The organism is Robertmurraya siralis (genome assembly GCF_005502275.1).
Classification (GTDB): domain Bacteria; phylum Bacillota; class Bacilli; order Bacillales; family Cytobacillaceae; genus Robertmurraya; species Robertmurraya siralis.
The window spans coordinates 71731-87032 of record NZ_SWLZ01000013.1; the positions used below are offsets into that span (position 1 = coordinate 71731).

13 protein-coding genes are annotated in these 15302 nt (G+C 37.7%); 2 read left to right on the forward strand and 11 right to left on the reverse strand.

What is annotated here, in order from left to right; all coding sequences use genetic code 11:
• Positions 1 to 7 precede the first annotated feature (7 nt).
• From FCJ93_RS15185 to FCJ93_RS15215, 7 genes are all read right to left on the reverse strand, one after another.
• A complete protein-coding gene (locus FCJ93_RS15185) occupies positions 8 to 2431 on the reverse strand; it encodes a glycogen/starch/alpha-glucan phosphorylase (protein ID WP_137744069.1) in 2424 nt (807 codons plus the stop codon).
• A 155-nt stretch (positions 2432 to 2586) separates the two neighbouring features.
• A complete protein-coding gene (locus tag FCJ93_RS15190; RefSeq protein WP_095306163.1) occupies positions 2587 to 4179 on the reverse strand; it encodes a glycogen synthase in 1593 nt (530 codons plus the stop codon).
• 122 nt (positions 4180 to 4301) lie between these two features.
• On the reverse strand, positions 4302 to 5420 hold the full coding sequence (glgD, locus tag FCJ93_RS15195; protein WP_137744070.1) for a glucose-1-phosphate adenylyltransferase subunit GlgD: 1119 nt from the start codon (positions 5418 to 5420) through the stop codon (positions 4302 to 4304).
• Positions 5417 to 6706: a glucose-1-phosphate adenylyltransferase gene (locus FCJ93_RS15200; protein WP_137744071.1), complete on the reverse strand. Its 1290-nt coding sequence runs from the start codon at positions 6704 to 6706 to the stop codon at positions 5417 to 5419. The genes glgD and FCJ93_RS15200 overlap by 4 nt, the downstream gene beginning before the upstream one ends.
• 21 nt (positions 6707 to 6727) lie before the next feature.
• Complete coding sequence (gene glgB, locus FCJ93_RS15205) at positions 6728 to 8641, reverse strand: 1,4-alpha-glucan branching protein GlgB (protein ID WP_137744072.1); 1914 nt, start codon at positions 8639 to 8641, stop codon at positions 6728 to 6730.
• Between the two features lie 755 nt (positions 8642 to 9396).
• A complete protein-coding gene (locus FCJ93_RS15210) occupies positions 9397 to 10119 on the reverse strand; it encodes a GTP pyrophosphokinase (RefSeq protein WP_095306167.1) in 723 nt (240 codons plus the stop codon).
• Positions 10110 to 10778 (reverse strand): TetR/AcrR family transcriptional regulator, encoded by a 669-nt coding sequence (locus FCJ93_RS15215; protein WP_137744073.1) that lies wholly within the window; start codon positions 10776 to 10778, stop codon positions 10110 to 10112. The genes FCJ93_RS15210 and FCJ93_RS15215 overlap by 10 nt, the downstream gene beginning before the upstream one ends.
• Before the next feature lie 359 nt (positions 10779 to 11137).
• On the opposite strand from FCJ93_RS15215, the gene FCJ93_RS15220 reads away from it, so the two are divergent.
• Both FCJ93_RS15220 and FCJ93_RS25035 read left to right on the forward strand, forming a co-directional pair.
• Positions 11138 to 11332 carry a DUF2187 family protein gene (locus FCJ93_RS15220; protein WP_170211322.1) on the forward strand — a complete coding sequence of 65 codons (195 nt, stop codon included), beginning with the start codon at positions 11138 to 11140 and terminating at the stop codon, positions 11330 to 11332.
• Between the two features lie 104 nt (positions 11333 to 11436).
• Positions 11437 to 11604, forward strand: a complete 168-nt coding sequence (locus FCJ93_RS25035) for a hypothetical protein (protein WP_170211323.1) — start codon at positions 11437 to 11439, stop codon at positions 11602 to 11604.
• Positions 11605 to 11661: 57 nt separating this feature from the next.
• Here the strand turns inward: FCJ93_RS25035 and FCJ93_RS15225 are convergent, their stop codons facing one another.
• From FCJ93_RS15225 to FCJ93_RS15240, 4 genes are all read right to left on the reverse strand, one after another.
• Positions 11662 to 12591, reverse strand: coding sequence for a CBASS cGAMP-activated phospholipase (locus tag FCJ93_RS15225; protein WP_408014802.1), 930 nt, complete (start codon positions 12589 to 12591; stop codon positions 11662 to 11664).
• A gap of 24 nt (positions 12592 to 12615) precedes the next feature.
• Positions 12616 to 13056, reverse strand: a complete 441-nt coding sequence (locus FCJ93_RS15230) for a branched-chain amino acid aminotransferase (protein WP_235879501.1) — start codon at positions 13054 to 13056, stop codon at positions 12616 to 12618.
• Entirely contained in the window at positions 13053 to 14453 is a 1401-nt protein-coding gene (locus tag FCJ93_RS15235; protein WP_137744074.1) for a DEAD/DEAH box helicase, read from the reverse strand. Before FCJ93_RS15235 ends, FCJ93_RS15230 begins: the two co-directional genes overlap by 4 nt.
• A 118-nt stretch (positions 14454 to 14571) precedes the next feature.
• On the reverse strand, positions 14572 to 15297 hold the full coding sequence (locus FCJ93_RS15240) for a DsbA family oxidoreductase (protein ID WP_137744075.1): 726 nt from the start codon (positions 15295 to 15297) through the stop codon (positions 14572 to 14574).
• Positions 15298 to 15302: the final 5 nt, after the last annotated feature.

Sequence of the window (15302 nt, forward strand, 5' to 3'; positions counted from 1 at the left end):
ATATTAGTTATACTAGAGTCGGAATATTCCATATTTTATTCGTATATTCTTGAATGCTCCTGTCAGCTGCAAAACGTTCAGCACCAGCAATATTGATTAATGCTTTTTGACTCCATCTAAATGGAGCATGATACGCTTCAAGCAGCTCCTTGTATACATCCAGATAACTTTCGAAATCAGCAAGACACATATATGGATCGCCAATGCCGTAATCCCCTACCAATAAGTAACGATAGATGGATTCAAACGACTCCCCATTAAAGCCATGGCGCAAATACTCGACTACCCTATGTATCTTTTCATTGTTATGATAATATGAGTAAGCAGCATAACCTTCCTTCCATTTGTTCTCAACTTCCTCTGCAGTCATTCCAAAAATAAAAATATTCTCTTTTCCTACTGCTTCATAAATTTCGACATTGGCTCCATCCATCGTTCCGATTGTGAGCGCCCCGTTAATCATCATCTTCATATTTCCCGTACCGCTCGCTTCTTTTCCAGCAAGAGAAATTTGTTCACTAACATCAGCGGCTGGCAATAATCCCTCCGCCATTGTGACATCGTAATTTTCTAAGAAGACTACGCGAATTTTTTCTCTTATGGTTGCATCCTTTTCAATCTCGTTACTCAAATTCCAAATTAGTCGAATCACTTCTTTAGCCGAATAATATCCTGGAGCTGCTTTTGCCGCAAACAAAAATGTCTGCGGAGGAAGGGATAAATTTGGCTCATCCTTTAAATCTAAATAGAGGGAGATGATTTTTAACACATTAAGCAACTGGCGCTTATATTCATGCAACCTCTTTGCCTGCACGACAAAGATTGACTGAGGGTCGATTACAATCCCATTTTGCTGGAGTTGATTGGAAAAACGAATTTTGTTTGCCTGTTTGATCGCTTGTAGCCTACTGAGAACTTCTTTATTTTCATAAAAATTGCGAAATTTCCCAAGTTGGCTAGCGTCTTTTTTATAATCTGGACCAATGCAATCATCGAGAAGCTGACTTAGAAGCGGATTCGATTGACAAAGCCACCTTCGATGAGCAATCCCATTCGTTACACTAATAAATTTCTTAGTGTCGAGTCGATAATAATCAGAAAAAATATGCTTCTGAATGATTTCCGAATGCAGCTTCGATACGCCATTGACATGGGACGAACCAATCACACATAAATTTGCCATCCTCACTTGACCATGACTAATAATCGACATCCGTTCAATTTTTTCCCAATCTCCTGGATATCGCTTCCACAATTCTTGACAATAGCTTTCATTCAAGCCTTTCATAATTCCATAAATACGTGGCAATTGTCCTTTAATGAGATCCTCCGGCCATTTCTCCAACGCTTCAGACAACACCGTATGATTCGTATAGCTAACCGTTTTTTTTACCAACTGATACGCCCTTTGCCAACTATAGTGATAGTCATCAACAAGTATCCGCATGAGTTCAGGAATACAAAGGGCAGGATGAGTATCATTTATATGAATAGCTACTTTTTCGCTAAAATTATCTAACGTTTCATACTGTTGCAGATGCTCTGCAATAATATCCTGCACAGTTGCGGAAACGAGAAAATATTGTTGTTTTAAACGAAGAGTCTTTCCTTCAAAATGATTATCAGACGGATACAAAACTTTACAAATAACCTCTGCATTCATTTTCTCTGTCATAGCGCGATCATAATCACCACTGGCGAATGAACTCATGTCAAAATTATTTAAATCTCTTGCTCGCCAAAGCCGTAGGATCGCTACCCCTTCTGAATCTAGACCGGAGATCATTAAATCATATGGGACAGCTTCAATTTCATCATAATTAAGATGTTTAATTTGCAAACCTTCATCTGTCCAATTTTCCTCAACATGGCCATTAAATCGAACATGACAGACAAGATCATTTCGTTGATTTAACCACACATGACCACCAGGTAACCAAATATCAGGCAGCTCCATTTGCCAGCCATCAACAATTTTTTGCTTGAAAAGTCCGTACTCATAACAAATTGAATACCCTGTTGCAGGGTATTCTAGTGTTGGTAATGAATCCATAAAACATGAAGCAAGTCTGCCAAGCCCTCCATTGCCCAGGCCTGGATCTGGTTCTTCATTATAAAGATCCTCTAAGTCAAAATTCCATTGTTTCAACACATTACGAAATACATCCTCTAATCCTAAATTATATAAATTATTTTTAAGAGAACGTCCTACAAGAAACTCCATGCAAAGATAATAAACCTTCTTTGCTTGGCTCTCTTTAATTTTTTGATTAAATTTTGTACGTTTCTCTGATAACAATTCGAGAATAGTTCTTGCACAGCTTTTGTACATTTGAGCCCGATCTGCTTCATCTATAGAGATTCCATAATGCCTTGATAATTTATTCTCTATCAGCGCTCTTAATTCTTCCTTGGTCATGTTGCTTTCCATGGAGATACCTCCTGTCAAAACGGGTTTTATAGTTTATGACAACATCTAATTCTTACAGTGATTGATTGAATACACGTAAATATCTCCTTATTCCAACGCTGCTTTTATTGTTCATTTTCCTTACCTATCGCTTTTGCAAAAAATGAATATGTCCACTACACGTGGACCCCATTTAAATTTAAGTAGATCTTCTCGTACTCCTTCGCTGATTTTTCCCAGCTATAATTGAGATTCATCACCCATTTAAGTAGTGAATCCCAATTTTCTTCATTTTCATAGGCTTTTAATCCACGCTTAATCGCAGCAAATAGATCATCACTGTTATACTGTTCAAACACAAATCCGTTCCCCTCACCAATAGAGCAATCTTGAATTGTATCACGCAAACCTCCAACTGCATGGACAATAGGAACCGTTCCATATCTTAAGGCAATCATTTGTGCTAATCCACAAGGTTCACTTTGTGAAGGCATTAAGAAAAAGTCTGCACCGGCATAAATTTTTCTTGCTAAATCTTGATTAAAGCTAATAAGTGCCGCGACTTTTCCTTGATATTGTTCGTGAATCCAGCGAAAATAGTCCTCATACTTTCTCTCACCAATCCCTAAAACGATTACTTGAACCTGTTCATTCATCAATTTCTCCATCATTCCTGTAACTAAATCAAGCCCTTTATGTGGAACAAGTCTGCTTACGATGGCGAGCAGTGGAACCTTTTCATCCGCCGGAAGATTAACGAGTTTTTGAAGTTGAAGCTTATTTTCTCTTTTTTTATCAAGTGAATTTCGATCGTAATTCGTAAATAAGGCACTATCTGTCTGTGGATTATATAGATCTATGTCAATTCCGTTTAAAATACCTAACAGCTTTTTTTCATTCCTTTGAATAATAGAAGCCAGCCCTTTAGCAAAATAATCGTATCTCAGTTCAGTTGCATAGCTAGGACTTACTGTATTTACTTGATGGGCCGTTTCTATTGCAGCTTTCATTAAATTAACGGCACCTTTATATTCTAGAATTGCACCTGCTTCTTTTGGCAAACCAATAATGTCGTCAATGATGCTTAAATCATGTATTCCTTGATATTCAATATTGTGAATGGTAAAGAGGGACTTCATACCCATATTGTGGTGAGTAAAATGAAGATAAACTGGGATTAAAGCCGTTTGCCAGTCATGGCAATGGATAATTGTCGGTTGAAAATTCATCAAGTGGATACTTTCTAGCACTGCTTTACTAAAAAAGGCAAATCGCTCTCCATCATCCCCATAACCATAAGGGACCGTTCTTCTGAAATAAAACTCATTGTCAATAAAATAATAAATAACACCATTCTTTTCGATTTGAAAAACGCCACAATATTGCTTCCTCCACGAAAGAGATACGTCAAAATGGCCAAGAAACTCCAATTGACTTCTATCCTCTGGACGGATCGATTCATAAAGTGGAAGCACTACCCGTATATCGAATTGGTGACTATCTTCTTTCATAATAGCTTTCGGAAGAGAACCGATAACTTCACCAAGTCCCCCCGTTACAAAAAATGGAGCTCCTTCCGAAGCTGCTATTAATATATTTATCTTATCATCCCCATGGCTTACTTTTGACGTTTCTTTCACACTCTTTCTTCTAATGGAAACATTGCTGCTCCCCAGCTCTACTAACCTGTCATTGACAATTTTCACTTGCCAATTTACATTTTTTTCGGTTTTCACTCGATCATCATTGACAATCTCCTGCTTCCTCATTTCCCTTCACCACCAAAGGATTCCAATTTTTTTAATATCTCAACCCTTGTTGAACAGCAATCATTGTCGCTATTCCTCTATAAACAGCCGTTTTGCTGTCTTCAATTTTTCAACTTTAAAATTTATATAATTGCTCCTTTATCAATATAAAATGGATGGGTTTGGTGTCCGCACAGCATCCTATTTTCGCCAATAATGACATTTTTATCGGTCACAATGTGGTTTAACGTAGCATTAATTCCAATCTCGCTATCTTGCATTACGATGCTATTGCTCACTGTCGCACCACTTTTAATTTTTACACCTCGAAAAACAACAGAATTTTTGACTGTTCCATTAATGATGCAGCCATCTGCAATGATAGAGTTCTCAACGACCGCGTTCATACCATATTTACTAGGAGCTGAATCATTAACACTTGTGTAAATCGGACGATAAATCTTCCGAAAAAGATCCTCTCGCACCGCTAGCTTTAGCAGATCCAAATTGCATTTCAAATAGCTTTCCAGCGAATCTATATATTCCGAGTATTCCTTAAACTCAATTCCTTTCATTGTTATATCTGCCGAAAACTCTTTGCAATAATCACTCAATCGTTTATATCCATAATGGACAGCCTTGAGAATATGTCTTTTTAAAAAATCCTTTTGTAAAATCATTGTTCCTAAAAACAAGGCATCGCCTTTCTTCGCTTTACTTGAGTCCTTAACCGTTACAATTCTTTCGTTTTCATCCAATTCTAATAGCGTTCGTGTTCTTTTCCAGCTGACGTATTCGCTGCTTCTTTTATATAAAACAGAAACATCAGCATTTTGCGCAATATGGTTATGAAGAAGATCTGCATAGGAAATATTACCAACCATATCGCAATCAGATAAAATAACGTATTTTTCGTCGGTTTTATCCAAGTAATACATAATTCCTTTTAATGTTTCTAAGCGGTTATCAATGGGAATTATTCCATCAGAATCATCACCATAAGGCTGAATCACGCGAATCCCGCCTCTTTTCCGCGCCAAATCCCAAGCCTTTCCTGTTCCAATATGATCGATCATATTTTGGTCATTTCTTTTTGCAATAATCCCAATTTTATTGATGCCAGAGTTTGTCATATTTGAAAGCACAAAGTCAATAAGACGGTATCTTCCGCCAAACGGTACAGTGGCCATAATTCGCTTTTTTGTAATCTCAGGTACATGTTTATCGCCAATATTAGAAAAGACGATCCCTACGGCATTCATTCGACAACCCCTCTTTCAAGAAAATTAGCATGTATGGCACCGTCTGTTTTTCGAGTAATAGCAAAACCTTTTGCCATGGGTTTTTCTAAATACTTGATATACATATTGCTGTCAACGATTTCGCCGCCATGGATAAATGTATCTTCCTTAACCTTTACACCACTTCCTAAAACCGTCAGCTCTCCCTCGTTTACTTTTTCTTCGCCAATTTTCACATTTTGACCAACTTGAACGCCTACATCAACGATGCTGTAATCGATTGATGCCCCTTCTTTTATAAGAGTGTTTCTCATCACGACACTATCCTTTACTACCGCCCCTTTTTCAATTGTTACTCCGCTAAAGAGAACTGAGTTTACAACCGTGCCATGAATTTCACAGCCCTCTGCGATCACGCTGTCTGCCACCATTGCCCCTTTCCCAATATAGTGAGGGTGATCAGGATAGTGACGATAGCTGATTTTCCATTTATGGTCATTTAAGTCAAGCTTTGGGGATGTTCCTAATAAGTCCATATTCGCCTCCCATAAGGACTGCAATGTTCCAACGTCCTTCCAGTACCCTTGAAACGGATAAGCATATAATTTTTCACCGCTTTGAAGCATGGCTGGAATGACGTTTTTGCCAAAATCTTTTGACGAATATTCATCGGCCTCATCCTCAATTAAATAGCGATACAATGCCTCCTTCTTGAAAATATACACCCCCATCGACGCCTTATTGCTTTTAGGCTCCGTTGGCTTTTCTTCAAACTCATAGATTCTTCCGTCATCATACGTATTCGTTATCCCAAAACGACTTGCCTCTTCAAGCGGAACAGATAGTACAGCAATCGTGCAGTCCGCATTTTTCTCAATATGATAGTCAAGCATTTTGCTATAATCCATTTTATAAATGTGATCACCTGATAAAATAAGCACATATTCCGGTGTATACCGATCAATAAAATTCATATTTTGATAGATCGCATTTGCCGTTCCTTTATACCAATCTCCCCCATGAACACGCTGATATGGAGGAAGGATGTGAACACCCCCATATGTTCGATCCAAATCCCATGGTTCGCCATTATCGATGTAATCGTTCAACTCAAGTGGCTGATATTGGGTTAACACACCGACTGTATCAATACCAGAATTAATACAATTTGATAAAGTAAAATCGATAATTCGATACTTTCCACCGAAATGCACTGCTGGCTTCGCAATTTGTTTTGTGAGTACATAAAGTCTGCTTCCTTGTCCGCCAGCTAGGAGCATTGCCACACATTTTTTCTTTCTAAACATGAAATCCTCCCCCTTTTCTTCTCAAATCCTCACTTTTTGACGCTCATTATATTGAAAAACCATAGTGGTTAAAGGTGGCACTGTAACAGAAATGTATTGCTCAAATCCGTGCATTAGCTCATCTCTTGTTGCTAATAACTTGCGATTCCGAAGACCTGAACCGCCAAACTTCTTCAAATTGGTATTAAATACTTCCTTATATACTCCTTTTTGAGGAACACCTAAATAATAATCATCCCATAACACGGGTGAGAAATTAGCAATAACGAGCAAATCGTTGTCATGTTTGTCGATGCGGCGAAACGCTAAAACATTCCTTTTATTATCATTTGGGCAAATCCATTTGAAGCCTTCTTCGTTGCAATCTAATTGCCAAAGGGGAGAATTCTGTAAATAAAAATGATTCGCTTCGCTAAAAAAAAGTCGCAGCTTCTTGTGTAATTCGTATTTCAGCAAAAACCATTCCAGTGGTTGTTCACAATTCCACTCGATAAATTGACCGATCTCGGCACCCATAAACATAAGTTTCTTCCCTGGATGACTAAGCATATAAAGAAGAAAACTTCGAACTCCAGCAAACTTTTCATGGTAGTCTCCAGGCATTTTATCTAATAATGAATGTTTTCCATGAACAACTTCATCATGAGAAATTGGTAATATGAAATTTTCTTCACAAGCGTACATAATTGGGAATGTTAATTTGTCGTGATGATATTGACGTGCAATGGGATCGACCTTAATGTATGATAAAACATCATTCATCCAACCCATATTCCATTTAAAATTAAAGCCTAAACCGTCGTAGGATGGGGGAAGTGTAACACCTGGCCAGGCTGTAGATTCTTCTGCTATCATCAAATTATGAGGAAAATTAGTTAGTACAGTGTGGTTCAATTCTTTAATAAATTCTATTGCTTCTAAGTTCCCATCGCCTCCATGAATATTCGGCCTCCATTCTCCATTTTCTCTGTTGTAATTTAAATAGAGCATCGAGGCAACGGCATCTACTCGAATTCCATCAATATGATACTTTTCCATCCAAAAGAGGGCGTTTGAGATGAGGAAGGAGCGGACCTCTTTTCTACCAAAATCGAATATTCTCGTCCCCCACTGTTTATGTTCTTGTTTATAAGGGTTTTGATATTCATACAATGGCTGACCATCAAATTCATATAATCCGTGGGCATCTTTAGGAAAATGAGCCGGAACCCAGTCCATAATAATGCCAATTCCATGTTCATGCGCCAAATTTACAAAATACATAAAATCCTCCGGTTTGCCAAATCTTGATGTTAAGCTATAATAGCCGCAAACTTGGTAGCCCCAAGAACGATCATACGGATGCTCAGCTAACGGCAATAACTCTAAATGGGTATAGCCCATTTCTTTCACATATGGGATTAATCGATCGGCGATTAGACGGTAATTGGCATAGTGACCATTATCAGCTCTTACCCACGAACCTAAATGAACCTCATATATATTAAGCGGACATTCATATATGTTTTGCCTCGCCTTTACCTTTTGCCAATCATCGTCCGTCCATGAAAATTTATGCTCAAATCGATAAGTAAACGAGGCTGTTTTTTCCTTCGTTTCACTATGAAATGCATATGGGTCAGCTTTAAAAAGTATGCGTTCATCTTTTGTCAAAATAGCAAACTTGTATAATGAATACTCATCCAATCCCTCAATAAAGAGTTCCCATATCCCTTCATCTGTCTCCTTTTTCATTGGATGGGATTGAGGATTCCATTGATTAAAATCACCTACTACAGAAACGGATCGAGCATTAGGCGCCCAGACACGAAAAACAAAGCCTGATTTTTCGTTATTTTCTGTAAAATGCGAACCTAAATAATCATATGCTCGAAAGTTCTGCCCATGGTGAAATAAGTATTTTGCCAGTGACATATCTTCTTTATATTGCTGCATTCAAATCAACTCCTTTCCTAATTTTAGCTTGCATACAATGCATGAACGTAAGTCAGCTAGCGGTTCAGCACCTAAAAGAAAACTTTTCCAAGATTAAATTCATAATATGAATCATATTGTAACATTTATGTTAGCATTATTTGTAAATTTTGTGAGAAATTCTTACAAAGATTTCAAACGTATGGAAATTTTTATGTAATAGAGCGGAATCCTCATCTTTATTGGCTAACTTTCAGCAGCTTATAAATAGATTGAATTCCGTTCGAAAACACTCGATTTCGCAAAATCGCAAGCTCCTGCGGATCTCAGTTTAACGTGCTTTTCCCGCACTAGTCTCCAAATCCTCACTCCAAAGAACTGGCAAAATAGCCATTTTGACTCTCGAAAAATGCCAAAAAAATCGTCCTTTACAGTAAAGTCTAAGTAACCGGACGATTTTGTTAGTACGGGATAGGACAATGTACGAAAGCAAAGGAAAATCGGTCAAATATCGTCTTCAAGAAATGAAAACGAAGGCAAAAACAGCCCTTAAATGTTAATCCACCATCTATCACGACGCTAAGTCGAAATAGATGGGATCACACCAAGGGCAATCGGTCGTTCCGTAGATTTTCTCTGCCGGGTTCGATAAAGTACATGCTGAATTCGAAATTGATAGCTTTTGTCCACAACATCCTCAGAATATCCCTCAAGAGAAAAACTTTTTCTCCATTTCTTTTATTTTATGGACTTCTCTGGCAGTTCCTCCTTCAATTCTATTTTGCAAACGTTTCAAGCAAACTCTTGGAAAGTTTAAGCGTTTGCTCATCCATATTCAAAAGAAATTGCTCATCTTCTTTTTTTCGATTCGTTTCCTTTATAATGGCCATTTCTTTATGAATTCTTTCCATTTTTTGATCAAGCTCTGATGCAACTATTGCAGCATCTTTCAGTTCCATAATCAATTTTTCCGGGACTTCTTTATTATATTTATAAAAGATCTTATGCTCCAGGCTCGCCCAAAAGTCCATTGCGATCGTTCTAATCTGTATTTCCACTGGAATCAATTCTTCTCGATCAGACATAAATATTGGAATCTCAAGGATTAAATGAAGGCTTTGATAACCATTGGGCTTAGGATTGGAAATATAATCTTTGCAAGCCAACAGCGTGATATCTTTTTGTTGCTGGAGCATATTGCTAATTTCATATATATCTGAAATAAATGAACAGGTAATACGAATTCCTGCGATGTCTTTAATATTTTCCTTAATAGAGGATAGGGAAAAAGGGTATCCCTTTCGATACATTTTTTTGAAGATACTTTCCGGGGATTTCACACGAGAAGAGACATGCTCAATCGGATTATAGTCATGAATATAATTAAACTCTTCTTTCAAAATATTAATTTTCGTATTCATTTCATCAAGGGCGAATTTATATGCCATCATAAATCTCGTTAATTCGATTTTTACATTTTTAAAATTAGTCATATCCATTTTTTGTCACTCATCTCTCGTATTTTTTTAAGCTGTGAAAGTTTGTCAGGTGGAAATACTAATCGACAGATAATCTTTGCGATTTCCGGAAAATCTGGTTCCTTCCCGCTTTCTGCATGCATTTCAGGGATTTTTTCAAGAAGCGCTATAATCGTCCATGATATGGTATCAAGGCTTAAGTCATCCCAAGTCAATCCATGCTCTTTTGTCGTTTTCAATCCATTATATATTTGCTTATGAATGATTCGTTTCGTCTTTCGTACCACTTCAGCCAATTCTGGATCACGACTAACCAGCTCTGGAAGAACCCGATGCAATCCTAGTCTGTTCATTTTCCCAAAGTGTTCCTTCATTAAGGCTGCTAAAAAAAACTCTGGGTTCACATTATCCCAATCTGGTTTTGGTGGCATCAGCAAATCAAAATTCTCTTCTAACAAAGACATAAGAAGCTGCCTCTTATCAGCAAAATAGCGATAAAAGGTTCCTGTTGCTACGCCGGCATGGAGAGCAATTTCCTTTGCTGTCGTTTGATCAAAGCCTCTCTCCACAAATAGAATACTCCCACTTCTGAGTAATGCTTCTCTTTTCTGCTGGGCTCGTGCTTGCTTTGGCATAATCGGAAACGAGCCAACAAGTTGTCCATCATCTTTTTCTGTCATCTTCGCCACCTCATGATTATTATAGCACAGCCCCTTAAGTTGAACTAGAGTTCATGTTTTCGTTGACTTATTTTCTCAGTAATGCCATACTTGAACTTAAGTTCATATTATTTTTTTAAAAAGTTTTGCTAAACCATATTTTTGAGCAAAGATTTTTGGCTCGTTTCTTTTAAAACCTTGGTTTCACACACCTTTCAGTTATGCTGAAAAGGCGCTCTGATTCCATAGTCAAAATCAACAGTGACATTGAATAAATTATAAAAATAGGCTGATATTGGCAATCATTTGAATGACTTAGACGATAAAGTCATGCTTATTTGCTTGAAGGATAAAAAGCACAGCATAAGGAGTAGTTTATATTGACTTCAAAAAAAGCAGCTATCGGAGATACAGTTAAATTTACTAGATTCGGACATACATTTTTCGGCACGGTAACGATTATTCGGGAGCAGAGTATCATCGTAAAATTGGAACCATCAGATGCAGATAAATTAAGTTTAGATACTCCTTTTACGGTCGTCTCTCATAAACATTACAAAGTTGTTTTTGTTTGATATTTTGCTAGTACTTGATTTATAATAAAAAAAATCCAATCTCGAAGGATGGATTTCGAATTTGTCTTTTTTTATTTTACTTTAACTTTTGGAGGGTGAAAAAAATGACAAAAACCCCTGATAACAAGAAAATCGCAGTTGATTCTCAAATTTCCTTAAAAGGTTTAGTTAAAGCCATTTTCAATGATACGATACATGTGCAGATCGGCGGAAAGGTCATTACCATCCCAATTGCCGATTTAAAAGGGAATAAACTAGGGAATAATTTATAATTTTACATTTATTATTGATATAATCCATTAAAAAAGTCTACGAACTGTCGTAGACTTTTATTTTTCAGCTGAAATTACCTGGAGGATATTATCCTTCTCCCTCCTTAAACAAACATTGGCGAAGTCGATCATATCATCGATAAATTTCACTTCGTCGAAAGGAATCTCTCGACCCAAATCCTCGTTTATCCTGATATAATTTCCTTTAAGAAATTGCTCACAATGGTAGGTAATTGATTCAGACGACAAATGCAATGCTAAGTCAAGTAATTTAGGTGTTACTTTAAGTGAAGGAAATTGCAAAGGTAGCCATTGTCTTGCTCCCCAGTCTTGATTGGTTTTGCTTGAAAAATCAATTTTTTGTTTGCCCGTTCCAATTGAAACAATTGTTATATTCTCAAATTTTTCCTCAAACTGATGGAGCGCTTCAGTTAAGCAAACTAAAGAAGGATTGTTGGCCCATAAGCCACCATCAATGGAAAGAAATTTACCCTCCATATTGTTTGGCGGAAAATAGAGGGGAGCAGAGCACGACGAGAGTACTGCATCCCAAAGTTTTATAGAAAGATCGTTTTCCTTTGGAGCACGCCCGAAATTCGTCCGATGAATATACGGCCTTCCATTGGTAAGGTCGACGGCTGGGATGAGCAACGGTTTTTTAATGTCTGCTAAACAATCATCTCCGAACGCTTTTTGAAAAAAACGGCGCATGTACCGATCATTGTACACTGTCTTAAAAAAGCCGACTTTCGCTTGTCTTAGAAAAATTTTTTCCGCATACCGTTTGTAATAATCAAGTACTTCACTCATTTGCTTCTTAAGAGCAACAGAGGCTGCGACAATCGCCCCTGTACTCGTTCCAGCAATCAGATCAAATGCTTCACCGACAGGCTTCCCTAATTCTTTTTCAATTTCAGCGAGAATGGCAACGGCAAATACTCCCCTTATTCCTCCACCGTCAATGCAGAGAACCTTCAATACGATCACCTTTTAAGTTTGAAATGGATGTTACTATTTTACAAATTTTACTAAACGAGTAAGAAAATCAATGATTAAGCGAAGTGCGCTTGCCAGTGTCATGTCCTCCATAAAACCGGACACATAATCTAAAGTAAAATTGACATTCCACAGACCGTCACCTTGATCAAACATTAAGTCATATTTAATATCATTTCCATTCAACTCTTGATCTAAAAACGCTCTGATGGCTGAATCCTGTTTTTTTGCAAGCTTTAATCCAAGCATCACATCATAGGTTGCAAAAACATCATCGACTTCAATTGACAAGGAATCAACGCCTATTTCAGTCAACTCACTTGTTTCAAAATAAATAAACTCATTTTTATGTTCTTTTAAATAGTTAATTTTAGTCTCTAAAAATGCTGAACTTTCTTCCGCGATAAACTCTTCTGTTTCTTTATCGGAACGTTCAATATAAACATCTTCCATCATTTGGGATCACCTCGGTATGACTTTCGTTTCCCTACACTGTTGCTCTTTTTCTTCTTAGGGTAAGAGTGTTGTTTTTTATTTTCACTCTGGCCGCCGCCCTTTTTCAATTTCTTTTTTTGATTATCTGCTCCAGATGAAGTTTGACGATTCCGCTCTTGCTTTGCACGTTCTTTCTTTTTAGATGCAGTTTGTGAACGCCTGAAATTCTTACCCTCTTTTCCTACCTCTCCTTTTGTTTTTGTCTCATTTGTCGATTCTCTTCCCTTTTGTTTCTTTTGCTCTGTATTACCGATATTTTGCTTCGGAATGCGAATATTCAATTCTGACTCAATTAAATCTAATGCTACGCGATCGGCTGATGAGTACAAGGTGATAGCCATTCCCTTCATTCCAGCTCTCCCTGTTCTCCCAATACGATGAACATAGCTTTCACTATCTTGGGGAATGTCATAATTAAACACATGGGTGACACCTTCTACATCAAGTCCCCTTGCCGCCACATCAGTGGCAACTAAGACTTGGATTTCTGCCTCCCGAAATCGTTTCATCACTTGTTCCCGTTTTGGCTGAGATAAATCCCCATGCAGCTCATCACAGGAAATGCCTTGTGCTTTCAGAACCCCGGCTAATTTACTCACCCTTCTCTTTGTTCGACAAAAGACAACGGCTAAAAATGGACGGTGCATTTCGAGCAGCTTGATTAATGTTCCCTGCTTTGCTCGATCCACCGTATGAATCGCAATTTGCTTAACGGTCGTGGCAGGCCCCTGAACCTTTTCAACCTGAATAAACAGCGGCCTGCACATATGCTTTTCAGATAACTTGCGGATTTCTTCTGGAATGGTTGCCGAAAATAATAATGTCTGCCTTGTTTTCGGAGTCTCATTTATAATTTCCTCAACTTCGTCAAGAAAACCAATGTGAAGCATTTGATCCGCCTCATCGAGAACAAGATAGGAGACCTTTGATAAAGTCAAAGTTTTGCGGCGAATATGATCCAATACTCTTCCAGGTGTTCCAACAATAATTTGCACATGATGTTGAAGTTTCTTTAATTGCTTTTCTACATCTTGTCCGCCATAAACAGACAAAACATCTATTCCATCAAGGTTCTCAACTAATTTCTTTGCTTCTTCAGTAATTTGTAAAGCCAGCTCTCTTGTTGGTGCAACAATCAACGCTTGAATATGTAAGGAATTCGGTTCAATATTATCAATCATCGGCAATAGGAAAGCAAATGTTTTTCCTGTCCCTGTTTGTGCCTGTGCAATAACATCTCTTTTATCGATAATCGATGGGATTGCTTGCTCTTGAATTGGAGTTGGAACAACAATCCCATTGTCGCTCATTTTATCGACCAATTTTTGCGAAATACCTAACGCTGAAAAACTTTGCATATGTAAAAACCTGCTTTCTAATTTCCTATTCCTTGCTTATTTTGCCGTTTTTTTTGCAGAATGCAAGGTGGTCAGTAAAAAAGATTGGTATACAACAACCAATCTCTTTATGACAAACTTATTCATTTTTAGCTGGGATACTGCAGCCGTCATCGCTGCAAGTAGTATCTTCTTCAGAGGATAAATCTTGAAACATCGGGGTCTTTGCTTCTTCCTCCCATACCTTCTGCAAAGCACTTTGGAATGTTTCAAATGGTTGAGCGCCGGAGATTGCATACTTCTGATTTATAATAAAATATGGCACACCCGTTATTTGATATTGTCTGGCAATCTCCTCTTCTACACGTACATCATGGCTAAAAGCCGACTCATCCTGTAAAACTTCAAGCGCTTCATCTCGTGTTATTCCTACTGATTCTGCAATATCAGCCAATGTTTCGTAATCACTTAAATTTTTTGACTCGGTAAAATAGCCATAAAGAAGCTTTTCCGTAATTTCCTTATCTTTCCCCACTGTTTTAGCATATTTGGCCAAACGGTGTGCATCAAATGTATTAGTGGGTTTCATATCCTCAAAGTTAAATGTTAATCCTACTGTTGCAGCTTGTTCACCAACACCAGCATTTGCTTGCTTCGCTTGGTCAATCGACATACCATATTTACTAGCGAGTGCTTCGTGAATGGTCATTTTCGAGTTTTTAGGAGCGTTGGGGTCAAGCTCAAAGCTTTTAAATTCAACTTCGATTTGTTCTTTGTGAGGAAATTGCTGGATTGCCTCTTCTAGCCGCCGTTTGCCAATATAACAAAATGGACAGACAAAATCAGACCATACTTCAATTTTCATTATGT

Excerpts from the sequence above, each read along its gene's own strand:
- FCJ93_RS15185 (WP_137744069.1), bottom strand. The coding sequence starts at position 2,431 with ATGGAAAGCAACATGACCAAGGAAGAATTAAGAGCGCTGATAGAGAAT.
- FCJ93_RS15190 (WP_095306163.1), bottom strand. The coding sequence starts at position 4,179 with ATGAGGAAGCAGGAGATTGTCAATGATGATCGAGTGAAAACCGAAAAA.
- glgD (WP_137744070.1), bottom strand. The coding sequence starts at position 5,420 with ATGAATGCCGTAGGGATCGTCTTTTCTAATATTGGCGATAAACATGTA.
- FCJ93_RS15200 (WP_137744071.1), bottom strand. The coding sequence starts at position 6,706 with ATGTTTAGAAAGAAAAAATGTGTGGCAATGCTCCTAGCTGGCGGACAA.
- glgB (WP_137744072.1), bottom strand. The coding sequence starts at position 8,641 with ATGCAGCAATATAAAGAAGATATGTCACTGGCAAAATACTTATTTCAC.
- FCJ93_RS15210 (WP_095306167.1), bottom strand. The coding sequence starts at position 10,119 with ATGGATATGACTAATTTTAAAAATGTAAAAATCGAATTAACGAGATTT.
- FCJ93_RS15215 (WP_137744073.1), bottom strand. The coding sequence starts at position 10,778 with ATGACAGAAAAAGATGATGGACAACTTGTTGGCTCGTTTCCGATTATG.
- FCJ93_RS25035 (WP_170211323.1), top strand. The coding sequence starts at position 11,437 with ATGACAAAAACCCCTGATAACAAGAAAATCGCAGTTGATTCTCAAATT.
- FCJ93_RS15230 (WP_235879501.1), bottom strand. The coding sequence starts at position 13,056 with ATGATGGAAGATGTTTATATTGAACGTTCCGATAAAGAAACAGAAGAG.
- FCJ93_RS15235 (WP_137744074.1), bottom strand. The coding sequence starts at position 14,453 with ATGCAAAGTTTTTCAGCGTTAGGTATTTCGCAAAAATTGGTCGATAAA.
- FCJ93_RS15240 (WP_137744075.1), bottom strand. The coding sequence starts at position 15,297 with ATGAAAATTGAAGTATGGTCTGATTTTGTCTGTCCATTTTGTTATATT.